This window comes from Thermithiobacillus tepidarius DSM 3134 (assembly GCF_000423825.1).
Classification (GTDB): Bacteria; Pseudomonadota; Gammaproteobacteria; order Acidithiobacillales; family Thermithiobacillaceae; genus Thermithiobacillus; species Thermithiobacillus tepidarius.
Genome location: NZ_KE384096.1, coordinates 57,493 through 80,814 on the forward strand (window position 1 = coordinate 57,493; position 23,322 = coordinate 80,814).

At 67.6% G+C, this 23,322-nt stretch carries 25 protein-coding genes and 4 tRNA genes; 12 read left to right on the forward strand and 17 right to left on the reverse strand.

The window, feature by feature from the left end:
• Nucleotides 1–148: 148 nt before the first annotated feature.
• On the reverse strand, nt 149–334 hold the full coding sequence (locus tag G579_RS0113470; RefSeq protein ID WP_028990581.1) for a hypothetical protein: 186 nt from the start codon (nt 332–334) through the stop codon (nt 149–151).
• A 209-nt stretch (nt 335–543) separates the two neighbouring features.
• Between G579_RS0113470 and G579_RS0113475 the strand changes: the two genes are divergently transcribed.
• From G579_RS0113475 to G579_RS0113505, 7 genes are read left to right on the forward strand one after another with little or no spacing between them, the layout of a single operon-like run.
• Nucleotides 544–1,389: an STAS domain-containing protein gene (locus G579_RS0113475; protein ID WP_028990582.1), complete on the forward strand. Its 846-nt coding sequence runs from the start codon at nt 544–546 to the stop codon at nt 1,387–1,389.
• Between the two features lies 1 nt (nt 1,390).
• Nucleotides 1,391–1,792: an STAS domain-containing protein gene (locus tag G579_RS0113480; protein ID WP_028990583.1), complete on the forward strand. Its 402-nt coding sequence runs from the start codon at nt 1,391–1,393 to the stop codon at nt 1,790–1,792.
• On the forward strand, nt 1,782–2,195 hold the full coding sequence (locus G579_RS0113485) for an anti-sigma regulatory factor (protein ID WP_038020112.1): 414 nt from the start codon (nt 1,782–1,784) through the stop codon (nt 2,193–2,195). The genes G579_RS0113480 and G579_RS0113485 overlap by 11 nt, the downstream gene beginning before the upstream one ends.
• Complete coding sequence (locus tag G579_RS0113490) at nt 2,183–2,584, forward strand: ATP-binding protein (RefSeq protein WP_081662808.1); 402 nt, start codon at nt 2,183–2,185, stop codon at nt 2,582–2,584. Before G579_RS0113485 ends, G579_RS0113490 begins: the two co-directional genes overlap by 13 nt.
• Nucleotides 2,572–3,153 carry a SpoIIE family protein phosphatase gene (locus G579_RS0113495; protein WP_028990586.1) on the forward strand — a complete coding sequence of 194 codons (582 nt, stop codon included), beginning with the start codon at nt 2,572–2,574 and terminating at the stop codon, nt 3,151–3,153. The genes G579_RS0113490 and G579_RS0113495 overlap by 13 nt, the downstream gene beginning before the upstream one ends.
• Nucleotides 3,150–4,217, forward strand: a complete 1,068-nt coding sequence (locus tag G579_RS17730; RefSeq protein WP_051181682.1) for a sensor histidine kinase — start codon at nt 3,150–3,152, stop codon at nt 4,215–4,217. The genes G579_RS0113495 and G579_RS17730 overlap by 4 nt, the downstream gene beginning before the upstream one ends.
• On the forward strand, nt 4,214–6,253 hold the full coding sequence (locus G579_RS0113505; RefSeq protein ID WP_028990587.1) for a hybrid sensor histidine kinase/response regulator: 2,040 nt from the start codon (nt 4,214–4,216) through the stop codon (nt 6,251–6,253). Before G579_RS17730 ends, G579_RS0113505 begins: the two co-directional genes overlap by 4 nt.
• Before the next feature lie 58 nt (nt 6,254–6,311).
• On the opposite strand, the gene G579_RS0113510 is transcribed toward G579_RS0113505, so the two are convergent.
• The 3 genes from G579_RS0113510 to G579_RS0113525 all read right to left on the reverse strand — a co-directional run bounded on the left by G579_RS0113510 (nt 6,312) and on the right by G579_RS0113525 (nt 8,891).
• Complete coding sequence (locus G579_RS0113510; RefSeq protein WP_028990588.1) at nt 6,312–6,545, reverse strand: hypothetical protein; 234 nt, start codon at nt 6,543–6,545, stop codon at nt 6,312–6,314.
• A 180-nt stretch (nt 6,546–6,725) separates the two neighbouring features.
• Nucleotides 6,726–7,031: a hypothetical protein gene (locus G579_RS18405; RefSeq protein ID WP_051181684.1), complete on the reverse strand. Its 306-nt coding sequence runs from the start codon at nt 7,029–7,031 to the stop codon at nt 6,726–6,728.
• A gap of 108 nt (nt 7,032–7,139) precedes the next feature.
• Nucleotides 7,140–8,891, reverse strand: coding sequence for an ABC transporter transmembrane domain-containing protein (locus G579_RS0113525; RefSeq protein ID WP_028990590.1), 1,752 nt, complete (start codon nt 8,889–8,891; stop codon nt 7,140–7,142).
• A 79-nt stretch (nt 8,892–8,970) separates the two neighbouring features.
• Between G579_RS0113525 and G579_RS0113530 the strand changes: the two genes are divergently transcribed.
• Both G579_RS0113530 and G579_RS18410 read left to right on the forward strand, forming a co-directional pair.
• Nucleotides 8,971–9,447 (forward strand): SprT family zinc-dependent metalloprotease, encoded by a 477-nt coding sequence (locus G579_RS0113530; RefSeq protein ID WP_028990591.1) that lies wholly within the window; start codon nt 8,971–8,973, stop codon nt 9,445–9,447.
• An 86-nt stretch (nt 9,448–9,533) separates the two neighbouring features.
• Entirely contained in the window at nt 9,534–11,651 is a 2,118-nt protein-coding gene (locus tag G579_RS18410) for an ATP-binding protein (protein WP_051181686.1), read from the forward strand.
• Between the two features lie 128 nt (nt 11,652–11,779).
• On the opposite strand, the gene G579_RS19115 is transcribed toward G579_RS18410, so the two are convergent.
• The 7 genes from G579_RS19115 to G579_RS0113570 all read right to left on the reverse strand — a co-directional run bounded on the left by G579_RS19115 (nt 11,780) and on the right by G579_RS0113570 (nt 13,627).
• Nucleotides 11,780–11,917, reverse strand: coding sequence for a hypothetical protein (locus G579_RS19115; protein ID WP_155989887.1), 138 nt, complete (start codon nt 11,915–11,917; stop codon nt 11,780–11,782).
• A 206-nt stretch (nt 11,918–12,123) separates the two neighbouring features.
• Nucleotides 12,124–12,534, reverse strand: coding sequence for a response regulator (locus G579_RS0113545; protein ID WP_028990592.1), 411 nt, complete (start codon nt 12,532–12,534; stop codon nt 12,124–12,126).
• A 249-nt stretch (nt 12,535–12,783) separates the two neighbouring features.
• Nucleotides 12,784–12,859, reverse strand: a tRNA-Lys gene (locus tag G579_RS0113550).
• A gap of 39 nt (nt 12,860–12,898) precedes the next feature.
• Nucleotides 12,899–12,974 (reverse strand) — tRNA-His (locus tag G579_RS0113555).
• Nucleotides 12,975–12,999: 25 nt separating this feature from the next.
• Nucleotides 13,000–13,076: transfer RNA gene (locus G579_RS0113560), tRNA-Arg, on the reverse strand.
• 67 nt (nt 13,077–13,143) lie between these two features.
• Nucleotides 13,144–13,220, reverse strand: a tRNA-Pro gene (locus G579_RS0113565).
• Nucleotides 13,221–13,288: 68 nt separating this feature from the next.
• Nucleotides 13,289–13,627, reverse strand: coding sequence for a YtxH domain-containing protein (locus tag G579_RS0113570; protein ID WP_028990593.1), 339 nt, complete (start codon nt 13,625–13,627; stop codon nt 13,289–13,291).
• 214 nt (nt 13,628–13,841) lie between these two features.
• On the opposite strand from G579_RS0113570, the gene G579_RS0113575 reads away from it, so the two are divergent.
• Nucleotides 13,842–14,519 carry a DUF599 domain-containing protein gene (locus G579_RS0113575; protein ID WP_051181688.1) on the forward strand — a complete coding sequence of 226 codons (678 nt, stop codon included), beginning with the start codon at nt 13,842–13,844 and terminating at the stop codon, nt 14,517–14,519.
• A gap of 42 nt (nt 14,520–14,561) precedes the next feature.
• Here G579_RS0113575 and speD read toward each other — a convergent pair whose 3' ends face one another.
• Together speD and hrpB are read right to left on the reverse strand one after the other, a co-directional pair.
• Nucleotides 14,562–15,371 (reverse strand): adenosylmethionine decarboxylase, encoded by an 810-nt coding sequence (speD, locus tag G579_RS0113580; RefSeq protein ID WP_028990595.1) that lies wholly within the window; start codon nt 15,369–15,371, stop codon nt 14,562–14,564.
• 63 nt (nt 15,372–15,434) lie between these two features.
• Nucleotides 15,435–17,972, reverse strand: a complete 2,538-nt coding sequence (gene hrpB / locus G579_RS0113585) for an ATP-dependent helicase HrpB (protein ID WP_028990596.1) — start codon at nt 17,970–17,972, stop codon at nt 15,435–15,437.
• Nucleotides 17,973–18,029: 57 nt separating this feature from the next.
• Between hrpB and G579_RS17745 the strand changes: the two genes are divergently transcribed.
• On the forward strand, nt 18,030–18,458 hold the full coding sequence (locus tag G579_RS17745) for a YcgN family cysteine cluster protein (protein ID WP_155989889.1): 429 nt from the start codon (nt 18,030–18,032) through the stop codon (nt 18,456–18,458).
• Here the strand turns inward: G579_RS17745 and G579_RS0113595 are convergent.
• The 4 genes from G579_RS0113595 to G579_RS0113610 all read right to left on the reverse strand — a co-directional run bounded on the left by G579_RS0113595 (nt 18,455) and on the right by G579_RS0113610 (nt 22,666).
• Nucleotides 18,455–19,624 (reverse strand): SIR2 family protein, encoded by a 1,170-nt coding sequence (locus G579_RS0113595; RefSeq protein ID WP_028990597.1) that lies wholly within the window; start codon nt 19,622–19,624, stop codon nt 18,455–18,457. The two genes, G579_RS17745 and G579_RS0113595, sit on opposite strands and share 4 nt — an antisense overlap.
• Before the next feature lie 89 nt (nt 19,625–19,713).
• Nucleotides 19,714–20,580, reverse strand: coding sequence for a diiron oxygenase (locus G579_RS0113600; RefSeq protein WP_028990598.1), 867 nt, complete (start codon nt 20,578–20,580; stop codon nt 19,714–19,716).
• A gap of 36 nt (nt 20,581–20,616) precedes the next feature.
• Nucleotides 20,617–21,561 carry an NAD-dependent epimerase/dehydratase family protein gene (locus G579_RS0113605; RefSeq protein ID WP_028990599.1) on the reverse strand — a complete coding sequence of 315 codons (945 nt, stop codon included), beginning with the start codon at nt 21,559–21,561 and terminating at the stop codon, nt 20,617–20,619.
• A gap of 4 nt (nt 21,562–21,565) precedes the next feature.
• Nucleotides 21,566–22,666, reverse strand: a complete 1,101-nt coding sequence (locus G579_RS0113610) for an LLM class flavin-dependent oxidoreductase (RefSeq protein ID WP_230973853.1) — start codon at nt 22,664–22,666, stop codon at nt 21,566–21,568.
• Nucleotides 22,667–22,687: 21 nt separating this feature from the next.
• Here G579_RS0113610 and G579_RS0113615 point away from each other — a divergent pair, with 21 nt between their 5' ends.
• On the forward strand, nt 22,688–22,942 hold the full coding sequence (locus tag G579_RS0113615) for a hypothetical protein (RefSeq protein WP_038020119.1): 255 nt from the start codon (nt 22,688–22,690) through the stop codon (nt 22,940–22,942).
• The last annotated feature ends 380 nt before the right edge of the window (nt 22,943–23,322 follow it).

Here is a 23,322-nt window from a genome sequence, read left to right on the forward strand (position 1 = left end):
GGGGCAAAAACTTGAGTACTTTAAAGGCGCAGGCGCCGGCAGGCAATCAGGCCTATGCCCGTGCATCGCCTCATCGGTCGCAGGGTTTCGGCCCTTGGCGAGCTTGCTGAGACGCCCGTTGCAGATGCTTGACGGGGAAAGGAAATTTTTATTGGAAACGACGTGCCGAGCGGTCCGGCAGGAAAACGCGCTTGGCGGACTCCGATCGATGGTCGCGCGCCTTCTTGGATGCCTTTCCGGAGCGGAAGTTCGCAAACATGGCCCGGCGCCGGACAGAAATCGCCGCCGGCACCCGGGCGGGCACCCGACCGAAAGGCTGATATTTGGCCACCATTTTAGTTCCTAAGATGGTTTCGGGTTTACAGTCCCGCATATTGTCCTTAACATTTCCCGGCTTCCCATTCCGACCCCATGGCGGGTTGCAGTTCAATTCGCGCGCTCGCACCGCCCGGAGAACGGCATGTTATATTTTTTCCGAGGAAGGCGCTAAGGCACCTATTTGTATAAATAAATTTCCAAGATTCCTGCCGACAGAGACCTATCATGACCGATCCGAAAAAGCTGCTGAAATCCCATGAATCCGACGTCCTCGAGCGCTGGCTCGCCAAGCTGGACGAATCGGGTTCGCGCCTCAACCAGATGCTCACCGACGAGGAACGGGTCCGCTATTCCAAGGAAATTCTGGGCCGGCTCGTGCAGGCACTGAAGCCGGGCGCGGGGAAGCCGGTGGAGGACGAAGCCTTCGCCTCCCTTCGCGAATATCTGGCCGGCCTGTCCGCCGGCTTCGCCGAGCGCGGCTTCAGCCCCTCGGAAACCGCCACCTATGTGTTTTCGCTCAAGGAGGCGATCTTCGAGCTGTACCAGCGGGAACTCAAGGGCGAGGAGCTGGTGGCCCGCATCTGGGAAATCAGCACGGCCATCGATCAGCTTGGCCTGCATACCTTCGAGGCCTTCAGCCTGAACCGGGAGCGCATCATCAAGAGCCAGGCGCAGGCGCTCTCCGAGCTGTCGACGCCGGTGATCCAGGTCTGGGAGGGCATCATCGCGCTGCCGCTGGTCGGCTCCATCGATTCCATGCGCGCCAAGGAGATCATGGAAAAGCTGCTGGACGCCGTGATCGCCTACGAGGCCGACATCGTGATCATCGACATCACCGGCGTGCCGGTGGTGGACACCCAGGTGGCCAACCGCCTGATGCGCACGGTGGAATCGGTGCGGCTGCTGGGTACCCGCTCCATCATCACCGGCATCAATCCCGTCATCGCCCAGACCCTGGTGCAATTGGGCGTGGACCTCAGCCAGCTCACCACCAAGGCCTCCCTGCGCGCCGGCCTCCAGCAAGCCTTCCGCGACCTGCAGCTGACGGTGCGGCCGGCCGGGAGGGCCTGAGATGGCGAGCAATATCCCCATCCTGCAGATCGGCCGCAACCTGATCGTGCCCATTCAGGGCGACCTGTATGACCAATTGGTGCTGGAGCTGCAGTCGGATATTCTCAACCGCATCGAGAAGACGGCCGCCGCCGGGCTCATCCTCGACATCAGCGCGCTGGATTTCGTGGACTCCTTCATGGCGCGGGTGCTCAACGACATCGCCACCATGGCCGGCCTCATGGGCACCCGCACGGTGGTGGTGGGCCTGTCGCCGGCCATCGCCATGATCCTCATGGAGCTCGGCCTGCAGTTGAGCAACGTGCCCACGGCCCGGAATCTGGAGAAGGGCTTGAAGCTCCTGGCCGAGCTGCTCGGCCCCGAGCAGGACAAGGCCGGGGAGGATGTCCGCCATGACGAATAAGGGACGCGCCAAGGTGGTGGCCATCAACACGGAAGCGGATGTCATCATCGCCCGCCAGGAGGGCCGGCAATTGGCGCAGCAGCTCGGCTTCAAGGCGGTGGATCAGGCGCGCATCACCACCGCCATTTCCGAGCTGGCCCGCAACGTGGTGGTCTACGGCGTGCGCGGGTCGGTGACGCTGCGCGAGCTGCAAAGCCCCGAGGGGCGGACCGGCATCGAGATCCAGGTGGACGACGAAGGCCCCGGCATCGCCGATATCGACCTGGCCATGGGGCAGGGCTACAGTTCCAGCAAGGGGCTGGGCGCCGGCCTGCCGGGCACGCAGCGGCTCATGGACGAATTCGAGATCCGCAGCGCGCCGGGCGAGGGCGTGCACGTGACCATCCGCAAATGGCGCCAGTAGCGGCATTGTCCCTGCCGGTCCGGCATATGGAGGACGTGCTGTGGGCGCGGCAGGAGGTCGGCCGCTTCATCGCCGGCCTGCCATTCACGGCCGAGGACCGCAGCCGCATCGAGGTGATCGTGTCCGAGCTGGCCAGCAACATGGTCAAGCATGCCGGACATGGCACCTTGCGGGTGGAGCGCCTGGATGCGCGGCCGGGGGTGCGCCTCGTTGCCGAGGACCACGGCCGCGGCATCGCCGACCTGGAGCGGGCGCTGCAGCGGGCCTTCTCCACGGCGGGCTCCTTCGGCGACGGCTTGCCGATGGTGCGGGAGATGGCCGACCGCTTCGCCATCGATTCGGCGCCGGGGCAGGGCACGCGGGTGGAGGTGGAAAAATGGGCCGTCTGAGCTGCGGCCTCGTGCACCAGCCGGTCATCGGCGAAACCCGCAGCGGCGACGACTACTGCGTCATCCATTCCCGCGACATGGTGCTGGTGGCGATGGCCGACGGGCTCGGCCACGGCCCGATGGCGCAGGCGGCGGCGCACCGGGCCATCGAGTACGTTGCCAGGCACCAGGAGCAGGACCCGCGCGCGCTGCTGGACGGCTGCCATCGCGCGCTGCGCGGCACGCGCGGAGCGGTGCTGGCGATCGTGCGCATCGACCTGCGCGCCGGCACCCTGGTGCACGCGGGGCTCGGCAACATCGAGACGCGCATCGTCGCCGCGGAGCGGATCTACCGCCCGGTCACCGTCAACGGCATCGCCGGCTATACGGCGCGCAGCTTCCGCGCCGAACAATTCGCCTTTTTGCCCGGTGACCTGCTCATCATGCACACCGACGGCATCTCGGACCGCTTCGAGATCTCGCCCGCCGCCCGCGGGCGCGACCTGCAGATGCTGGCCAGCCAGATCGTGCATGAACATGGCCGCCACCACGATGACCAGCTCCTCCTGATTTTGAGGTATGAAACGTGAGCAGCAAAGTCGATTACGAAGAGGTGCTCAAGGAGTATCTGGCCGCGCACCGGGAGGTGGATCTGCTGCGCGCCTATGATTTGGGCAAAGAGTTCCAGCAGCAGCACATCAGTCCCGACGAGCTGATCGGCATGCACCTGGACGCCCTGCAAAGGCTATCGCCCGATCTGCCGCAGGAGCAGCGCCTGGCGGAAGTGCTGTCGTCCTTCAACGTGCTGATCGAGACCATGATCGCCTACGGCATCGCCTACTCGGACGCCTACCGGCTCTTGCAGGAGACCGCCCGCGAGGCGGAGGACGCCAAGTACGAGTTGGAAAAGACCATCGTCGAGCTGGACCTGGCCAACAAGCAATTGCAGGACATGGACCGCATGAAGTCGCAGTTCTTCGCCAGCATGAGCCATGAGCTGCGCACGCCGCTGAACGCCATCATCGGCTTCGCCGAGGACGCCCTCGACGGTCTGGCCGGCGAGCTGAGCCCGCCCCAGCACCGCTACGTGGAGAACATCCTCAACGCCGGCCGGCATCTGCTGGCGCTCATCAACGACATTCTCGACCTGGCCAAGCTGCAGGCGGGCAAGTCCAGGCTGTATCTGGCGCCGCTCCGGCTACAGGGCACCTTCGATGAGATCCGCAACATCTTCCAGCCGCTGGTGCTGCGCAAGCGGCAGGTGTTCACGGTGGCGGACGCGGATGCGCTGCCGCCGGTGCTGGCCGACGAGACCAAGCTGTACCAGATCCTCTCTAACCTCGTCAGCAATGCCCACAAGTTCACCCCCGAGGGCGGCCACATCAGCGTGCGCGCCGCGGTGGACGGCGACATGATGCGGATCGAGGTTGGCGACGACGGCATCGGCATCCCCGCCGCCGCGCTGCCGCACCTCTTCGAGGAGTTCCACCAGGTGGATACCATGCGCAAGCCGCGCCAGCAGGGCACGGGCCTGGGACTGGCCATCACCCGCCGGCTGGTGGAGATGCACGGCGGCCAGATCAGCGTGGCCAGCGAGGTCGAGCGGGGCTCCACCTTTGCCTTTACGCTGCCGCTGGCGGGGGAGGACGCATGAGCGAGGCAGGCAAGCACATTCTGATCGTGGAGGACGACGCCGCCAGCCGCGAGCGGCTGCGGGATCACCTGACGATGGCGGGCTATGCGGTCACGACGGCAGCGGATGGCGACAGCGGACTGGCGCTGGCGCGCCGGGAGCGGCCCGATCTGGTGATCACCGATTTGATCCTGCCCGGCAAGAACGGCTTCCGCTTTACCGCGGAGCTGAAGGCCGACCCGGAGTTTGCCCGGATTCCGGTCATGTGGGTGACCGCCTTCTGCGGCGAGGAGGAGATCCGCCGGCAGGTTCAGGACACCGGGTTGGACGAGCGGCTGCCGGGCCTGACGGCGGTGCTGTACAAGCCCTTCCGCCACCGCGAGCTCCTGCAGCAGGTGCGCCAGCTGCTGGGGGAGGCGGACGCCGCCTGTCCCGCCTGCCGCGTGCTCGTCGTGGACGACGATCCGGCCAACCTGGAGCTGATCGAACGACGGCTGGAAGTGGAAAACTTCGCCACCGCCCTGGCGGAAACCGGCGCCGCCGCCCTGGAGCGCATCCGGCACGAGCGCTTCGACGCGGTGCTGCTGGACCTGCGCCTGCCCGACATGGATGGCCTTGAAGTGCTGGCCGCCATGCGCGAGCAGAACGGCGATTTTCCGGTGATCGTGATGACGGCGCACGGCTCCGAAGCCATCGCCGTGAAGGCGCTGACGGCCGGGGCGACGGACTATCTGATCAAGCCGGTCGGCCGCCGCGATCTGGTGGCGGCCCTGCGCAACGCCATCGAAAAGCACCGGCTGCAGCTGGAAAACCGGCGCATCCAGAAAAATCTCTTCGCCGCCATGCTGGCGCTGCAGCAAAGCCTGCAGACCATCGAGCGCGATCACCGGCGCCTGACCGACCTCCTGGAGAGCGTGGAGGTGGGCGTGCTCATCCTGGACGCGGCGGGGCAGATCGAGCTGCTCAATCCCAAGGGCGCCGAGCTGCTGCGCCTGGGTACGCCGCCGGTGGCGCGCGGCACGCTCTTTTCCGGCATCACCGCCGTGCGCGACGAGCGCGGGGAGGCGATGCCGCTGGAGCAGCTCTTCGCGGTGCCCGGCAGCAAGATCGTCGATGTCGTTTGCTTCTTCGAGTGGGCCGACGGCGTGGAGCGGGCGTTGCTGATGACCGCCAATCCCTTGCTGGACGAGGCCGGCGCCTGCGGCGGACTGATCATGGTGTTCCGCGACATCACCGAACGCTACGCCCGCAACCGCCGCATCGAGGCCCTGCTGCTCGAGCAGGAGCAGGCCCTCAGAATGGCCGACCAGCGCCTGCAGCAGGAGGTGGCGGCGACCGCCGTCGCGGCCGAGCACATGAAAAACGACGTGCTTTCCGCCGTGTCCCACGAGCTCAAGACCCCGCTCAGCCTGATCGTCGGCTTCGCCTCCCTGCTGGCCGAGGACAGCGACGGCAATCTCACCCCGGCCCAGCGGCAGATGGTGGAGCGCATTCGCATGGGCGCGGACCGGCTGTCCCAGAAGATCGAGGACCTGCTCGACTATGCCATGCTGACCGGCGGCATGCTCCGGCCGCAGCATGCGCCCGTGCCCCTGGCCGAGGTCGCCCGCGGCGTGGTCGAGGTCTACGCCGGCCGGGCGCAGGAGCGCGGCGTCTATCTGGGGCTGGACCTGCAGGTGCCGGACGCGCGGGTGCAGGGGGATGCCGCTCTGGTGCGCAAGATCCTGGACCAGCTCCTGTCCAATGCCGTCAAGTTCATCGGCATCGGCGGCCAGATCATGGTCAGGATCGGCATGTCGCCGGACGGCGCCGTGGTGCTGGCGGTGGAGGACACCGGCATCGGCATCGATCCCGAGATCCTGCCGCGCATCTTCGACCGCTTCTACCAGGCCGAGGGCCACAGCACCGGCCGCTTCGGCGGCATGGGGCTGGGCCTGGCGCTGGTGAAAGGCTTCGCGGATCTGATGGGTGCGCGCGTGGAGGCGGAAAGCAAACCCGGCCAGGGCAGCACCTTCCGGGTCGTTTGGCCGGCCGGGATGGCGCGGGCCGCCGGCTGAGGGCAAAGCCAGCCACCAAGCATGGCGGGGGCCGAAGCCCCCGCCTGTGCATGCGCCTTTACAGGCCGATCAGTTCGGCGTGCCTGCCGGATTGGACGATACGGCCCAGGATCTCCCCGGACGTGATGCAGTCGGGGTTGTACGCGACCAGCATGAGATGCGGCCTGGCCGCCGGGAAATGCGCACTGATGATGCCGTCATCCGCGCGCAACATGTCCTCGAGCCGCTCCAACTCCTCGCGGCCCAGCAACTCATCCACATGCAACATGATGTCTGCCAACGGGATGTTCATGGCGATCACCTCCTGAGGCAGCCGTTTGGCTTACCCCTTACGTTGGACAGCGGGGGAGGAGAGGGGTTCGCAATGGGACAATGCCGCTTTCGCCATGGGCGCGACGTCCGCGCCATAACCCTTGCGTAGGAGCGGGCAAGCCCGCTGCTACGGGGAGACGCCCAGCCCGGCGCCCGCTTCTCAAACGATCGATTGCAGCTTGTTGCGGATGTGGATCAGCTTTTCCGGCTCGCCTTGAAGGCCGGAGAGGAGGGCGGTGAATTCGTTGTTGGCTTCGGCGATGACCTTCAGCAACTGGGTGGGGGGGAGTTCGTAGAGGCCGGAAAAGGCCTCGCTGGTGTAAATGGTGTGCCGCACCTTGTAATAGGCCAGCTCAAGCACCAGCAGCTTGGCGCATTCCACCAGTTCCTCGTGGCTGCACTGCTGGATGGCTTGATTGAGCCGGTCATTCAGTTCCTTCAGCTTTTCCAGGTCGACGCTAGACATAAATTGTCCTTGCCCGTGTAAAAACGATGCCGATCCTAATCGCTAAGATTGCGAAAGCGGGGTTTAGTTCAGGCCGCCGAGTTCGGCGAAAAGTGGCGGAAGCGGTGATCAACCGATGAATTGCAGCGATGCCAGGCGGGCATAGAGACCGCCCTGGGCCAGCAGCTCCTCGTGGCTGCCGACGGCGCTGACCCGGCCGGCTTCCAGCACCACGATGCGGTGCGCCTGCTTCACCGTGGCCAGCCGGTGCGCCACCACCAGGGTGCTGCGGCCCTGCATCAGGTGCTGCAGGGCTTCCTGGACCAGCCGCTCGTTCTCCGCGTCCAGGGCGCTGGTGGCCTCGTCCAGCAGCAGGATGCGCGGGTCGCGCAGCAGGGCGCGGGCGATGGCGATGCGCTGCTTTTGGCCGCCGGACAGGGTGACGCCCTTTTCGCCCAGGTAGGTGTCGAAGCCGTCCGGCAGGCGGTCCAGGAACTCGGCGGCGCGGGCGGCTTCGGCGGCGGCGCGCACGGCCGCGTCCGAGGCATCGGGCCGGCCGATGCGGATGTTGTCCCAGGCGTTGGCTGCGAAGATGACGGGATCCTGGGGCACGATGGCCAGCAGCGAGCGCAGGTCGGCCAGCCGCAGGCGCCGGATGGAGACGCCGTCGATGCGGATGTCGCCGGCCTGCGGGTCGTAGTAGCGCAGCAGCAGTTGCAGCACAGTGCTCTTGCCCGCCCCGGACGGCCCCACCAGGGCCACGGTCTCGCCGGCGGCCACGTGCAGGCTCAGATCGTCGAGGGCGCAGGCCTCCGGCCGCAGGGGGTAGGCGAAGCGCACGTGCTCGAAGACGATCTCGCCGCGGCCCGCCGGCAGCGGCTGGGGCGCGGCGGGCTCCGGCACCTGCGGCCGCTCGCCGAGCAGCTCGAAGAGCCGCTCGGTGGCTCCCGCCGCCTGCTGCAGGCTGCCCCACACCTCGCCCAGAGCGGCCACCGACACGGTGGCGAAGAAGGCGTACATGAGAAAGGCGGTGAGCGCGCCCGTGCTCAGGCGGCCGGCCTGCACGTCCGTGCCGCCGACCCAGACCACCGCGCCGATGGCGGCGAAAACCAGCACGCCGACCACCACCATGGTCAGGGCGCGCACCAGGATGCGGCGCACGCCGCTGGCAAAGCCCTCGGCCACGGTGGCCTGGTAGCGATCGCGCACCGCCGCCTGTCGGTTGTAGGCCTGCACCGTGCGGATGGCGTTGAGGCTCTCCTCGATCTGGGCGCCGATGTCGGCCACGCGGTCCTGCACCTGGCGGCTCAGGCGCCGCACCGTGCGTCCCATGGCCATGGCGCTGAAGACGATGGCCGGCACGGCGATGAAGCTCAAGCCGGCCAGCCGGGCATTAGTGTAGAACATGAGGATGATGCAGCCGACCAGCGTCACCAGGCTGCGCAGGGCGATGGACACGGACGAGGTCACCACCGATTCCAGGGTGGCCACGTCGCTGGTCAGCCGCGCGATGATCTCGCCGGTGCGCCGGGTCTCGAAGAAAGCCGGCGACAGGCCGATCACGTGGGCAAAGACCGCGCTGCGGATGTCGGCGACGATCCGCTCGCCGGTCCAGGTCACCAAGGCGTAGCGCGCGGCGGTGGCCAGCATCATGAGCACGCCGAGCCCGACCAGCACCAGGGTGGCCTGGCGCAGGGCCTGGGGCGAGGCGAAGGCGTGGTCCACGAACCAGCGCACCCCCTGGGGCAGGGCGAGGCTGGTGCCGGCCGCCACCAGCATGGCCAGCAGAAACCACGCCACCTTGGCCCGGTGCGGCAGCAGGAAGCGGCCCACCTGCAGGAAGATGCGGAAATTTTTCGATTTGGCTCTGGCGGCGCTCATGCTTGCCCCGCGGCGTTCGGCAAGGGATCATCGGGTTTTCGATGTTGGGCTACTATCCCGGTTCAAGAGCACGGATGCAATGACAGAAACACAACTGCAGGCCGCCGTCGCGGCCCGGATCCAGGAGCTGTGCACCACCTTCGGCATCCGCCCGCCCAGCGTGTCCCTGGACTTGACGGGCGCCACCGCCGGCCAGGCCCTCTGGCCCGCCAACCACATCCGTCTGAACGAAGTGCTGCTGCGGGAAAACCTCGCCGCCTTCCTGGCGGAAGTCATTCCCCACGAGCTTTGCCATCTCTGGCAGCGGCAACTGGGGAAGACAGATCGTCCGCACGGACGGGTGTGGCAGGCGCTGATGCGGCGCATGGGCGTCGAGCCGCGGCGCTGCCACCGCTTCGACCTCGCCAGCGCGCGCACCCGCCGCCTGCGGCACTTTGCCTATGCCTGCGCCTGCGGCCCGCAATCGTTGAGTTCCCGGCGGCACAATAAGGCCCAGCGCGGCGAAGCGCTTTACCGTTGCCGGCGCTGCGGCCAGACGCTGGTCCGTGCCCCCTGACCAAGGGCCCGGGCAGAGCGGCCTGAACCCGGGTACGCTGGCGGGCGTCTAAAATAGTAAATAAATCACATCTTAAGGGATGCCGCTTGCTCACGCACACCCCGCCCGCCACCCAGGCGCTGGCCTCGTCCTTCCGCTGGCTGGCCGGCCTGCTGCTGCTCTTCGCCGCGCTCTACGGCGCCTACGCATGGCACGTGGAACAGCAGGAGGAACAGACCCGCCTGCGGCAGCTCAGCGACTTTGCCGCCCGCTCGGCGGACCAGTTTTTCGATCATTATGCCAGCGGCCTTTACCTGCTCGGTCGCGAACTGCAGGACGCGGGCGCGCCGGCCGACTTGGCGCATACGCGCGCTTTGCTGCTGCGTTTTCAGCAAGCCAACCCGGATCTCCTTGCCGTGCACCTCATTGCACCGGATGGCCGCATTGCCGCTTCCATCAGCCTGGCGCCGGGCCAGCCGTCCCCCGATCTGCGCGCCGTGCGTCGCTATTGGCCGCATTTTCAGTCCACCCTGGCCGGACAGGGGCTGAACGTCCTGCCGCCCCTGCAGGGCCCGCTCACCCGGCAGTGGGTCATTCCCTTGCAATATCCGGTGCGCGATGCCCGGGGCCGGGTGCAGTTCGTCCTGTCCGCCACGCTGCCGCTGGACAACCAGCAGGCCATCTGGCGCACCCTGGCGCTGCCGCCCGGCACCGTCATTGGCCTCGTGCGGCAGGACGGCTTTTTCCAGAGCTTGTGGCCCAGCGCCTGGGACCCGGTCCGCACCTACTCGCGCCCGGCCGATTGCCCGGTGGCCCACGCCCTGCGGGATGAGCCCAGGCGCAAAAGCGGGATCTACAGCGGGCAGGCCGACGCCTGCGGTCCGGACAAGCGGCTGGGCGCCTACCATCGCCTGGCGCAATATCCATTCGCCGCCTTCGTGTCCATTCCCTACGGTTTCGTGCAGCGCGCCTGGCTGTCGCATATCCAGGTGCCCTTCGGCCTGCTGCTGTTCCTGGGCCTGGGCGGCTACATCGTCTATCGCCTCGGTCTGCGCTGGCAGCGGGCCTCCGAGCGGGAGCGCAAGCGCGCCGAGGATCTGACCACCCGGCTTGGCCGCATCATCGACAGCGTCTTCAACGAGATTTATACCTTCGATGCCCAGTCGCTGCGTTTCGTGCAGGTGAGCCAAGGGGCATTGCATAATCTCGGCTACTCCATGGAAGAGCTGCGCCGCATGACGCCGGTGGACCTGCACCCGATCAGCCGGGAGGAGTTCGAGGCTTTGATCGAACCGCTGCGCAGCGGCAGACAGCAACAGGTGGTCTTCGAATCCGTGCACCGGCGCAAGGACGGCAGTCTCTACCCCGTGGAGGTTCGGCTGCAACTCTCCGCCGAGGAATCGCCGCCCGTCTTCGTTGCCATCCACGAGGACATCAGCGAGCGCCAGCGGGCCAAGGCCGAACGCCGCCAGGCGGAAGCGGAGATTCGGCAGCTCAATGCGGAGCTGGAGCGGCGGGTGGCGGAGCGCACCGCCGAGCTCAGTGCCGTGAACCAGGAGCTGGAGTCCTTCAGCTACTCGGTGTCCCATGACCTGCGCGCGCCGCTGCGCGGCATCGACGGCTTCAGCCGCGCGGTGCTGGAGGATTGCGGCGATATCCTGAGCGACTCCTGCCGGCAGGATCTGGAGCGCGTGCGCGCCGCCAGCCAGCGCATGGCGCAATTGATCGACGATCTCTTGCAATTGGCCCAGGCCACCCGTGGCGAGCTGCGTCGGGAACCGGTCAACCTCAGCGACCTGGCGCGCCGCATCGCCACAAACCTGTATGCGTCCGAACCGGAGCGCGAAGTGGAATTTCACGTCGCTCCCGATGTGATCGCCCGCGGCGACCCGCGCCTGCTGCAGGTGGTATTGGAAAACCTCTTGGGCAATGCTTGGAAGTTCACCGGTAAGCACGCCAATGCGCGCATCGAGTTCGGCGCTTTCGCGCAGGACGGGCAGACCGTCTATTTCGTGCGCGACAACGGCGCCGGCTTCGACATGGCCTATGCCGGCAAGCTCTTCGGCGCTTTCCAGCGCCTGCACGGCGCCAGCGAATTCGAGGGCACCGGCGTCGGCCTGGCCATCGTGCAGCGCATCATCCGCCGCCACGGCGGCCGCATCTGGGCGGAAAGCACGGTGGGACAGGGCGCCACCTTCTGCTTCACCTTGGGAGGCGCGGGCTGACCCGCGATAGCAGAGGCCAGCCGCTGAAGCGGATCGCGGGCCAACCCGCGCCTACGACCGGACGCCGCAACGGGGTGGGGACGCACGGCTGGCTCAATGACCCGGGCGCTGCATCCGGGTGCGAACCCTCACTTGTCGTCGGGCTGGCGTTCCTGCAGTATGGCGTTTTCGGCGGTGTCCGCGCTCGCATCCGTGCCGGGCGCATCCTGCCCGGTGTAATGGAAATCGGATGCCAGCAAGCCGCGCTGCACCGCAACGCGGGCCATATCCCCGGCTGTCGCGCCTTTTCTGCGCCGCCCCTGGCTTTGCCGACGCTTTCTACGTAGGAAAATCACCTGTTTTCCATCGGGATGCCGCATCCCGGCTTGAAGTAGGAACGAGCAATCCTAGCAGCGCCTCACCGGCAGGGATTGAGCAAAAGGTAGGATGCGGGAGGCCGGCGCAGGGCACGGAGCCAAGCATATCCTGCGCGTCAGATTTCCAGGCCCAGTTGCCGCAGGGCGTCCGACAGTTGCGCCGGGTTCACCGGCTTGCATACATAGCTGCTGGCGCCCGAGGCGAAGCTTTCTACCCGCTTCCAGTCCGCTTCGCAGGTGGTCAGCACCACCACCGGCAAGGTGCGGGTGCGCGCGTCGGCCCGCAACCGCTGCAACAGCTCGAAACCATTCACGCGGGGCAAATTCAGATCCAGCAGCATCACTTGCGGCAGCTCGGCGGGCTGGCGCTGGGCGTACTGGCCGGCACCGAAGAGATAGTCCAGTGCCTCCACGCCATCGCGCACCACCACGACCTGTTGTCCTGCGCAGAGCTTTTTCAAGGTGCGCAGGGTCAGCGCCTCGTCATCGGGGTTGTCTTCCACCAGGAGGAGTGTTTGCACCCGCATGGCGTGCCTCCGCTTGCTGCTCGTGCCTGAAGTGACCGGACCTGTCGCGGCCCCGCTCCTTCGGAACCGGGTAAACCATGAAGTATACAGCGGGCTTTCGTGCCAGGAGAACTGCACGAAAGTAGGGGTGACTCGGGACCGGGTTCATGATCCAGTCAACGATTCGGTCGGCGTTTGGTTAACCGTCGGGCAGGCAAGGGCGGAAAGAAAAAACGGCCTGGATCGCGGAGTCCAGGCCGTTTTCTTGTTTGGTGGGCCGTGTAGGAATCGAACCTACAACCAACGGATTAAGAGTCCGCTGCTCTACCAATTGAGCTAACGGCCCGTGGGCGGATACTATAGCAAATCCATCCGCCAAGGTGAATGGGGTGGCTGATGGGGCTCGAACCCACGACGACCGGAATCACAATCCGGGGCTCTACCGACTGAGCTACAGCCACCATTGAAACCTCTACCTATCGGGAATGGCGCGCCCGGCAGGAATCGAACCTGCAACCTACGGCTTAGAAGGCCGTTGCTCTATCCGGTTGAGCTACGGGCGCCCGTGGCAACCAGCATACATCAAACCGGATTTCGCCTGCCAGCCTTCGCCGCAACCTGATTGCATGGTGGTCGGGGTGAGAGGATTCGAACCTCCGACACCCTGCTCCCAAAGCAGGTGCGCTACCAGGCTGCGCTACACCCCGCGTAAGGCCGAGCAATATACCCCAGTTTCGGCGGCAGGTCAATCAGGCGGGCACGGTTCGCCCTGCCGTCAGTCCATTTTGGCAATGCGCTTGCGCAACCGCTCCAGCTCGTTGCGCGCGGATTCGATGGTGGCGCGCAGCTCGGCCTGCCGCTCCTGGGTCAGGGTGCCGGCCTCCCTTACCAGTTGCCGGCTGTTTTCGGCGATGGTGTCCAGCAATTCCCCCACCCGCTCGTTGATGGCTTCGGGCGAGTTCTTGACCCGGTCCCAGGTGCGCTGGGCCTTGTCGCGCAGGCCCTGGCGCGTCTCCCGGCCGGGGTGGGGCGCATAGAGCAGGGCGAGGCCGGCGCCGAGCAGCGCCCCGACGATCAGCAGGATCCCCGCGCTTTGATAGTCCTCTTGTTCCATGCTAGGCTCCTTGTCTGCTTGTATTTTAGAATACGTTTATTATTTTAAGTCATCCTGCGACCCTGTGCACAGGACATCCTCTTTCAGCTTAGGCGCCGGCAATCGGCCAGGCAAAGGCGACCAAGGTCCTATGGCCCGTCACGCCCGGGCTTGGCTGGGCAATGGTAGGCGTTTCCCGAAAGCAGCTTGAAAAAGATCAAAAAAGGCGAATCGTGTGATTGACATCCACTCACCGCAGTTCTGGCCGTACTTCTTTGACTTGTCCGTGTTCTTCTTCTGCGTGCTGATCCTGTTCGGCTACCGCGAGTGGATGCTCCGACGAATCCGCCGGCAACCCACCGCCACCGTGCAGGGGATCAACAATCTGGCGCGGGTTTCGTGGGTGGAACGGATCATGGAGGAAAACCGCGACGTGCTGGCCGTGCAGACCTTGCGCAACTCCACCATGGCCGCCACCCTGATGGCCTCCACCGCGGTCCTGCTCATCATGGGCATCCTGAACATGCTGGCCAATGCCGACAAGATCGGCCCGATCCTGCACGTGCTCAACAACTGGGGCTCGCGCGAGCCGGGCATGTGGATTTTCAAGCTGCTGATGCTGATCGTGGACTTTTTCGTGGCCTTTTTCGCCTTCTCCCTGGCGGTGCGCGGCTACAATCACGTCGGCTATCTGATCAATGTGCCCAATACGCCCGAGCGCCACGGGGTGACGCCGGATCGGGTGGCCCAGCACCTGAACCGGGCGGTGGCTTACAACAGCCTGGGGATGCGCACCTACTACTTTGCCGTGCCGCTGGTGCTGTGGCTCTTCGGCCCGCTGTGGATGCTGGGCTCGACCTTCGTGCTCTTGGGCGTGCTCTACCATCTGGACCATCTGCCCCAGCAGGACTGATCGCCCGCCATCCGCCACGCGCTCCGGGCGGCGGTCCGCCGCTCAGATCGTGTGGCTCATATTCTTGCCATAGTAGATCTCCAGCATCTCCCGCCGCAGCCGCTTCTTGACCATCTCCTTTTCCGCGGGCTTCAGGTCCTCGCGCGCCGTGCCGAAGAGATAGTTGTCCAGGTCGAAATCCTTGAGCAGCAGCTTGGTGTGGAAGATGTTTTCCTGGTAGACGTTCACGTCGATGGCGTGGTAGCGGTCCGTGGTGTCGCGCGCGATGAAGTTCTGGATCGAACTGATCTTGTGGTCGATGTAGTGCTTCTTGCCCTTGACGTCGCGGGTGAAGCCGCGCACCCGGTAGTCGATGATGACGATGTCCGAGTCGAAGCTGTGGATGAGGAAATTCAGGGCGCGCAGGGGCGAGATCTTGCCGCAGGTGGACACGTCGATGTCGGCGCGAAAGGTGCTGATGCCGCTGTCCGGATGGCTTTCCGGGTAGGTGTGGACGGTGATGTGGCTTTTGTCCAGGTGGGCCAGCAAGGTTTCCGGCAACGGACCCGGTGCCTGCGGGTTGCGCGGCTCCTCGGTGAGCACCGGCTCCTCGGAGATCAGGATGGTGACGCTGGCGCCCTGGGGCTCGTAGTCCTGGCTGGCGATGTTGAGCACGTTGGCGCCGATGATGTCGGCCACGTCCGTGAGGATCTGCGTCAGGCGGGCGGCGTTGTACACCTCGTCGATGTAGTCGATGTACTCCTGGCGCTCCTCCTTGGTGCGGGCATAGCAGATGTCGTAGATGTTGAAGCTGAGGCTCTTGGTGAGGTTGTTGAAGCCCTGCAGCCTGAGTTTTTGCAGTGGTTTGATCATCGGCCCTGTCCGTGCTGCGGTTGAGAAATCCAGTAACGATACACGAAAGCATCCGGGTGTCCATCAGCTGTCGCGAGCCGCCGCGCGCGTGGTGCCCCGGGTCGGCGGCGCCCGCCACGGATCATCGGGCCACGGATGCTTGGGATAGCGGCCCTTGAGCTCCTTGCGCACCTCGAAATAAGTCCGCTCCCAGAAGTTCTTGAGATCCCGGGTGACCTGGATGGGCCGGCGCGCCGGCGACAGCAGGTGCAGGGTGACCGGTACCCGGTTCCAGGCGACGCGGGGCGTCTCGGCCAAGCCGAACAGTTCCTGCAGTTTGACCGCCAGCACCGGCGCTTGTTCGTCTTCGTAGTCCAGGCGGATGCGCGAGCCGCTGGGCACCACGAGATGGGTGGGGGCGCCCTCGTCCAGGCGGACGCGCTGCGGCCAGTCCAAGCGGCTGAGCAGGATCTCGTGCAGATCGAGCTGCGCCAGGGCGCGCAGGCTGCGCACGCTGTCCAGCCATGGCGCGAGCCAGTCGGCCAGCGTCGCCAGCAGGACCTCGTCGCTGAAGTCGGGCCAGTTTTCCTCGGGCAGGTGCTGGCGCAGGAAGCGCACGCGCGCCTGCAGTTGCCGGGCTGCCGGGGACCAGGGCAAGGCCTCCGCGCCCAGGCGACGCAGGCCATCCAGCAGGGCGGCCTGCACCGCCTGCGCGGGCGGGTTGTCCAGCGGCTGACTGCTCAGGACGAGCGCACCCAGGCGCTCCTCGCGCTGGGCCTGGATCTGCTGCGTCTGGGCATCCCAATCGACCCGCTCCCGAAGCTGGATCCGGTCGGCCCAATGCCGGCGCAGCAGTTCGGACGTCACCGGCTGCGCCACATGGATGAGCGCCTCCCCCTGGCCCGCGTCCAGCTGGGCCGCCACCAGCCAGGGCGGGCGTTGCCGGCTGCTGCGCCCGGACAGGCGCGCGCCGCGGCCCTGGGCCAGCAGGTAGCGGTCGCCGCCGGGCTCGCGCCGTTGGCCGATGCGGTCCGGGTAGGCCAGGGCCGCCAGCAGGCCCACTTGCGCGGGTTCGGGCACCGCTTCGGGCGCGCCGTCGAGGCCGAGCAGCCGCCGGTACTGGGCGGCGGCCGCGTCCACGCGCCGGCAGGCGGCCGCCTCCGCGCCCCAGGCCTGGGCGGCGGCGTTGCCGCGCCGGCGCCAGTCGTGCAGCGCTTCCAGGCGGTCGTGCAGGTCGCCGGCGGCGTCGCGCGCGAAGAGGTCGCGCTCGGACAGCAGGGCGGCCAGATCGCAGGCCGGGGCGGCGAGATCCAGTTCCTGCGCGCGCACCAGCATGTGGGCCAGGCGTGGATGCAAGGGCAGGGCGGCCATGCGCCGGCCCAGCGGCGTGATGCGCCCCTCGGCATCCAGGGCCGCCAGGCTTTGCAGGAGCTGCCGCGCCTGGCCCAGGGCGGCGGCGGGCGGCGGGTCCAGCCAAGTCAGGCTGGCCGGGTCGGCCACGCCCCAGTGGCAGAGATCGAGGAGCAGGGGCGCGAGGTCGGCGCTGCGGATTTCCGGCGTGGCCTGCGGCAGCAGGCCGGCATGGGCGTCCAGGCTCCACAGCCGGTAGCAGGTGCCGGGGCCGAGCCGGCCCGCGCGTCCGGCCCGCTGCTCGGCGGCGGCCTGGGAAACGCGCACGGTGGCCAGCCGGCTCATGCCGGTGCCGGGGTCGAACTGAGCCTGCCGGCTCCAGCCGCCGTCCACCACCACGGTGATGCCCTCGATGGTGAGGCTGGTTTCGGCGATGTTGGTGGCCAGCACCACGCGCCGCCGCGGGCCGGGCTGCAGCGCCCGGTCCTGCTCCGCCTGCGGCAGGTCGCCGTAGAGCGGGCAGACCTGGAAGACGGCGGGATCCAGCCGGGCTTCGAGCAGCGCCTGGGTGCGGCGGATCTCGCCGGCGCCGGGCAGGAAGGCCAGCAGGTCGCCGCCGTGGCGCTCCAGCGCCTGGGCGATGGCGGCGGCCATGGCCTGGGGCAGGGGCGTCTGCGCCGCCGCCGACAGATGGTGCACGGTCACCGGATGGCTGCGTCCCGCGCTGGTGACGATGGGCGCGTCGCCCAGCAGGCGGGCGACGGCCTGGCCGTCCAGGGTGGCGGACATGACCAGGATGCGCAGGTCCTCGCGCAGGCCGAGCTGCACGTCCCGGCACAGGGCCAGCGCCAGGTCGCTGTGCAGGTGGCGCTCGTGGAATTCGTCGAAGATCACCAGTCCCACCCCCTGGAGCTCGGGGTCGCTTTGCAGGCGGCGGGCGAGAATGCCCTCGGTCAGCACCTCGACGCGGGTGGCGGCGGAGGCGCGCCGTTCGAAGCGGATCTGGTAGCCGATCGTGCGCCCCGGCGGCTCGTTCAGGGTCTGCGCCATGCGCTGCGCCGCCGCCCGTGCCGCCAGCCGGCGCGGTTCCAGCATGAGGATGCGCTGTCCCGCCAGCCACGGGGCATCCAGGAGGTCCAGGGGCACGCGCGTGGTCTTGCCGGCCCCCGGCGGGGCCTGCAGGACCACGGCCGGGTGCCGGGCCAGGGCGGCGCGCAGGCGCGGCAGGGCCTCGTCGATGGGCAGCGGGGACGGCTTCGCTCTTTCGGACATGCGCTTATTATTTCACAATAGCCTGCAGGATGAACGGATCCGGGGGCCTTGGACGGCATGGACAAGCAATCGTTCTGGCTGGAAAAGACGCTGGCGCAGATGAGCGCCGAGGAATGGGAGTCCCTCTGCGACGGCTGCGCCCTGTGCTGCCTGGAAAAGCAGGAGGACATCGACACCGGCCGGCTGGTCTTCAGCAAGGTGGCCTGCGCCCAGTTGGACATTGCCGCCTGCCGCTGCAAGGTCTACGCGCGGCGCCACGAGGTGGTGCCCGCCTGTCTGCCCATTCGCGCCATGCAGCCGGCGCAGTACCGCTGGCTGCCCGAGACCTGCGCCTACCGGCGCGTGCACGAGGGCCGCGACCTGCCCGATTGGCACCCCCTCAAGACCGGCGATCCCGACTCCGCCCGCAAGGCCGGCGCGGCCGCCGACCGCATCGCCCGGCCGCCTGCGGTGGTCCGGCCGTGGCGGCGCTGGCGCGGGAGCTAGCGCAGCTGCGCCCTGATCTCCGGCCAGGAGAGTTCCTCGATGCCTTTGGCGATAGGAGTCAGGCGGCCCTGGCTCTGCCACTCGTCCCAGTAGCGCGCGATGCGGGGGCGCGCCTTGCTCTTGAGTTCCTCCGGCTGGGGATGGGCCACCAAGAGGCGCCGGCCCGGCGCGGAGTGCATCCACTCGATGATGCGGCCGTTGATGCCCTTGTCGCCGAAGCTGTAGCCGCAGACCAGCAGGTGCTCGGCTTCGCGCAGCACGTAGCGGAACTGGTAGTGCAGATCGGCGTAGATGTCGCTGGTGTACTGCAGGATCTTGTTGAAGGTGCCGGCCAGGAAGAGGGGGCGGCCGCCCGTCGGCCAGGCGCGGTCCGGTACCGGCTCGCCATGGCGGAAATCCCAGTCCAGCGGCATGCCGATCAGCTCGCCGGCGCCATCCGGTGGACGCAGCCGGAACCAGTTCACCGAACCGTGCAGCTTGAAGAGGCGCACCCGGGCGTCCGGGCGCATGAACAGATCCGGGTTCCAGTAGCGGATCCGCTCCACCGGCTCGTCGAAGCCGTCGGTGACCCGGATGCCGTTGCGGGACAGCAGTTGTTCGAGCACCGTGTCGTGGTTGAGGGTGAAGATGTCCACGCAGGACAGCGCGTCATCCAGGCAGGCGGCGCTCAAGCTTTCCATGTGGTCCGCCCGGCTCGGCTCGGCGCAGAGGAGGCGCCATACCACGTCCCGGATGTAATGGGTGGCTTCGCTGCTCAGCTCGAGCAGGCTACAAGCCGGCGCGCCCGCGTCGCCGGCCAGCAGGGGTTCGATGTCCGCCCGGATCTTGTCGATGAAGGGCTGCACCGCCGGGTTGTCGTACTCGCGCAGCTCGCTGTCGTGGATCTGGCTGGCGGCGTAATAGAGATCCTCGTAATCGGTGTGGTGTTCCGGCTGGCCCCGGTAGTAGCCGTCGATTTCCGCCTTCAGCCGGTGCAGGAAGCGCCGAATGCGCGCCACGCTGCCGTCGGCCGGCGCGTCGCTCCGCCCGGCGTCGAAGTAGTAGGCGCCGTCCGGGTGCCGACGCACGCCGGCGCCGGACAGCACCCGCTCGGTGAGCTCCCCGGTGGACGGCATGCCTGCCGAACTGGATACGCCGGAGCCCAGCAAAAAGGCGATTCGCTGCATGGCTACCCTCCCTTGCATTTCGGCCCGACCGGATGGCGGCATGGGCCGCCGACGGCGGGACATCTGTGCCTTAGAGGGTTGCCGCCGGCCTAGAGTTTGATGCCGTGCTCGCGCAGGAAAACCAGGGTCGGCTCGGCGCAACGCTGCACCAGGGCCTGGCGGGCGGGGTTGGCGCGGGCGGCCCGGGCCAGGCCGGCGGGATCGTCGAGCCCGGCGGCGGCATAGACCTGCGGGCCGGGGTAGAAGCAGGTGTTCAGGAACTGGCGCAGGATGACGCGCAGCAGCGGTTGCAGGGCCTGGCGCTGCCACCTGCCCAGGCGCGGCAGCCGATCCTTGAGGACGAGGCGGGCGTAGGCCATGTGGCGCGCCTCTTCGCGCATGTGCAGCTGGGTCATGGCCAGCACCGCCGCCGGCAGCTGCCGGTGCTGGCGGATGATGCGGTTCATGCGGTCGGGCACTTCCTCGCCGATGAGGATGGTGGTCCAGAAGGCTGCCGAATGATAAGGGGCGAGGCGGGCGAAGAGGGCGGCCGCGCGTGGGCGCTGGTCCATGGGCGTCAGGGTGGGAATGCCGCTGCGCCGCATCAGCTCCAGAAACATGAGGCTGTGGCCCACTTCCTCGCGCAGTTCGTGCAGCTGGTACTCGTAGGCGGCGGGCGAGTGGACGGCCTGCTGCAGGGCGTTGCGGCTGATGCGCTGCATGAAGAGCGCTTCCAGCCACAGCCCCAGTTCGGCGAAGGCCACGTACTCGCACTGGGAGAGGCGGGTGCGCTGCGCGGGGCTGAGCGCGTCATGGACGGGCAGGCCGTAGAGGGAGACGAGCTCGTCCGGCAGCCACGCCTGGCTGCGATCCAGGCTGTCCCACGGGATCTCCGCCAGGGGGTCCCGGTAGTCGCGGCTGCTGTCGTTCAGGCGCTCGAGGAGCGGCGTGTGGCGGGCTTGGGGTATGGCGCTCATGTTCCCAGAAAGATCGGCTGTCCTCTCCGTGCGGGCTCAGGGCCGGCGTCCGGCCAAGTGATCCACGCATTCTGCCACGGAATAGCGCGGCCGCCAATGGAGCAGCCGTTCCGCCCGGCCCGTGTCCACCGCCAGCGAGTGGCGCAGGCCGGCCAGCCAGCCCGGGTCGCCGGCGGCGCCGGACACCTGCCAGAAGAGCCGGTGGCCGCCTTCGGCCAGGGCATAAGGCACCGGCAGGCACAGGCGCTTGTGGCGGCGGACGATGTCGCGAAAGGACAGCGGCTCGGGGGCGGCCAGGTTGAAGGGGCCGCGCGCGTCGCTGAAGAGGCTCAGCAAGATGGCCTGCACCACGTCGTCCTCCCAGATGCACTGGGTGAGGGGCTGCGGGCCGGGGACGCGCACGTAGAAGCGGGTGCGGGCGATGCGGTTCAATAACGCCTGGGCGCGCGGGCCGACCACCGCGTGGATGCGCAGGCGCGCGATGCCGAGTTCGGGGGCGGCGGCTTCGAAGGCGTCGAGCCAGTCCTCCACGGCGGCCTTGTCCTCGCTGTAGGCGAAGCCCGGCATGGGTCGCCGCGGCCAATCCTCGCCGATGAGCGGCGGGTTGTCCGGCCAGGCGCCGTAGACGGCCACGCTGCTGCTGTACACCAGCCGGCGCACGCCGGCTGCCGCGGCGGCCTGGCACAGCCGTTGGGTGCCGCGCAGGTTGTACTCGCGCATGAGCGCGCGGTTCTTGCGCTCCCGCCCCAGGGTCCGGCCCAGGACCACGAAGGCCAGATGCACCACCGCGTCCATGCCCGCCATATGCTGGGCCAGGTCGGCATCGAGCAGGTTGGCCTGCAGCGCGCGAAAGCGCGGGTGCGCGAAGGACACGGGCGCCAAGTCCAGGCCGAGCACCGACTCGACGTCCGGGTTCGCCAGCAGCGCGGGCAGCAGCGCTTGCGCCAGATGGGAAGCGGCGCCGGTCAGCAGGACGCGCATGGCGCTAAGCCGGCTGGAAGCGGGGCAGGATGTGGCGGGCCATGAGACGCATGGACTCGCGCACCTTCTCCGTCGGCAACCCGCCGGCGCCCACCGCGCAGATCAGGTTGTCCACGCCGGCGCGCCGGTAGCGTTCCAGCTTGTCCGCGCATTCCGCCGGATCGCCCACCACGATCATGCCCATGCTTTCCAGCAGCGGGACGTTGATGGCGCGCTTGAGCAGGGGCTGCAAATAGCCGAGCTTCTTGTAGAAGCCGTAGCTCTCCTGGAATTTCTCCAGCACCGGCCGGGTCTGGGCCAGCAGGCGCGTGTAGTACCAAGTGAAGTGCTCCTGGGCCAGGCGGCGGGCCTCGTCGCCGTCCTCCAGGCACAGCACGCCGATGGTCATGGCGAAGCGGCTGTTCTGTCCCGGCGCCGGCGGCGCATCGCCGTGGATGTCGCGCCAGGCGCGGCGGTAGGCGGCCAGGTCCTGCTTGATGAGAAACCAGGGCTTGAAGGGGCCGGCCATGGTGCCGATGCCCTGCTGCGCCGCCCAGGTGTAGGTGTCGGGGCTGACCGCCGCGGTCCAGATGGGCGGATGCGGACGTTGCAGGGGCTTGGGCAGGACCTGCACGTCCCAGGCCTCGTAGAAGCGGCCCCGGTGGCGCAGCATCTCCTGGCTCAGGGCCTGGCGGATGAGGTCGAGGGATTCCTGCACCAGATCGCGGCTGTCGGCCATGCGGGCACCGAAGACGGCGTACTCCTGGGGGGAGAAGCCGCGGCCGACGCCGAGTTCCACCCGGCCGTGGGACAGGATGTCCAGCGCCGCCACCCGCTCGGCCACCCGCACCGGGTGATTGTAGGGCAGCACCACCACGCCATGGCCCAGGCGCAGGCGCCGGGTGCGCTGGCTGGCGGCGGCCAGGAAGGCCTCCGGCGCGCTGGAGTGGGAGTATTCGGGCATGAAGTGGTGCTCCACCAGCCACACGCCGCCGAAGCCGAGCTCGTCGGCCAGGCTCATCTCCTCCAGCGTCTCGTGGTAGACTTGGGCTTCGCTGCGTCCGGACGGCGCGGGCACGGCGAGCTCGTAAAAGAGGTCGATCTGCATGGATATGTCTGGTTTCAAGCGTTAAAGGGAGCACCCATCATGGCGACGCAAGCCTACCGACCCGTGCCCGGCCACGTGCTGGAGCGCATTCAAATCGCCATCCTGTGCCAGGAGCAGATGGATCTGCACTGGGAGGACGAGGCGACGGCGATGAACTATCTCCAGCGGGTGCAGCTTTTGGAGCTGACGAGTTCCGAAGCGGGAGAGTATCTGGAGGCACGGGTCCTGTCCACCGGCGAGGTGCTCCGGATTCGTCTGGATCTCATCAAGAACCTGCCGATGCCGGTGAAATAAGGGAGTACAAAGAGGAAGCGAAGAGCAGGGCCCCCGCTGTCCCGCCCTGCGGATCCCCTGCGCGCCTCCCGGCCGCGCTGGCTCAGACAGGCGCTCCCTCGTTGCTGCCGCCATTGGCTCGTAGGAGCGAGCTGGCTCGCGATGGCTTCCCATCGGCATGTGGATCGCGAGCCAGCTCGCTCCTACAATCCAGGGTGTCGGCCCGCCAGCGCTTGGCACGATAAGCGCCCGCGTTCCCGGACACTCTCTTCCTCGGGAGAGGGCAGGATGAAGGCCGACAGGCGGGCGCCCGGGCAGCGAGCATGGGCCGGGCTGTCGCCGCCGGCAGTAGGAGCGAGCTGGCTCGCGATCAGTCATGCCAGCCGCCCGCGCATCGCGGG

Coding starts and splice junctions, on each gene's coding strand:
- G579_RS0113470 (WP_028990581.1), bottom strand. CDS start 334: ATGGTGGCCAAATATCAGCCTTTCGGTCGGGTGCCCGCCCGGGTGCCG.
- G579_RS0113475 (WP_028990582.1), top strand. CDS start 544: ATGACCGATCCGAAAAAGCTGCTGAAATCCCATGAATCCGACGTCCTC.
- G579_RS0113480 (WP_028990583.1), top strand. CDS start 1,391: ATGGCGAGCAATATCCCCATCCTGCAGATCGGCCGCAACCTGATCGTG.
- G579_RS0113485 (WP_038020112.1), top strand. CDS start 1,782: ATGACGAATAAGGGACGCGCCAAGGTGGTGGCCATCAACACGGAAGCG.
- G579_RS0113490 (WP_081662808.1), top strand. CDS start 2,183: ATGGCGCCAGTAGCGGCATTGTCCCTGCCGGTCCGGCATATGGAGGAC.
- G579_RS0113495 (WP_028990586.1), top strand. CDS start 2,572: ATGGGCCGTCTGAGCTGCGGCCTCGTGCACCAGCCGGTCATCGGCGAA.
- G579_RS0113505 (WP_028990587.1), top strand. CDS start 4,214: ATGAGCGAGGCAGGCAAGCACATTCTGATCGTGGAGGACGACGCCGCC.
- G579_RS0113510 (WP_028990588.1), bottom strand. CDS start 6,545: ATGAACATCCCGTTGGCAGACATCATGTTGCATGTGGATGAGTTGCTG.
- G579_RS18405 (WP_051181684.1), bottom strand. CDS start 7,031: ATGTCTAGCGTCGACCTGGAAAAGCTGAAGGAACTGAATGACCGGCTC.
- G579_RS0113525 (WP_028990590.1), bottom strand. CDS start 8,891: ATGAGCGCCGCCAGAGCCAAATCGAAAAATTTCCGCATCTTCCTGCAG.
- G579_RS0113530 (WP_028990591.1), top strand. CDS start 8,971: ATGACAGAAACACAACTGCAGGCCGCCGTCGCGGCCCGGATCCAGGAG.
- G579_RS19115 (WP_155989887.1), bottom strand. CDS start 11,917: ATGGCCCGCGTTGCGGTGCAGCGCGGCTTGCTGGCATCCGATTTCCAT.
- G579_RS0113545 (WP_028990592.1), bottom strand. CDS start 12,534: ATGCGGGTGCAAACACTCCTCCTGGTGGAAGACAACCCCGATGACGAG.
- G579_RS0113570 (WP_028990593.1), bottom strand. CDS start 13,627: ATGGAACAAGAGGACTATCAAAGCGCGGGGATCCTGCTGATCGTCGGG.
- speD (WP_028990595.1), bottom strand. CDS start 15,371: ATGATCAAACCACTGCAAAAACTCAGGCTGCAGGGCTTCAACAACCTC.
- hrpB (WP_028990596.1), bottom strand. CDS start 17,972: ATGTCCGAAAGAGCGAAGCCGTCCCCGCTGCCCATCGACGAGGCCCTG.
- G579_RS17745 (WP_155989889.1), top strand. CDS start 18,030: ATGGACAAGCAATCGTTCTGGCTGGAAAAGACGCTGGCGCAGATGAGC.
- G579_RS0113595 (WP_028990597.1), bottom strand. CDS start 19,624: ATGCAGCGAATCGCCTTTTTGCTGGGCTCCGGCGTATCCAGTTCGGCA.
- G579_RS0113600 (WP_028990598.1), bottom strand. CDS start 20,580: ATGAGCGCCATACCCCAAGCCCGCCACACGCCGCTCCTCGAGCGCCTG.
- G579_RS0113605 (WP_028990599.1), bottom strand. CDS start 21,561: ATGCGCGTCCTGCTGACCGGCGCCGCTTCCCATCTGGCGCAAGCGCTG.
- G579_RS0113615 (WP_038020119.1), top strand. CDS start 22,688: ATGGCGACGCAAGCCTACCGACCCGTGCCCGGCCACGTGCTGGAGCGC.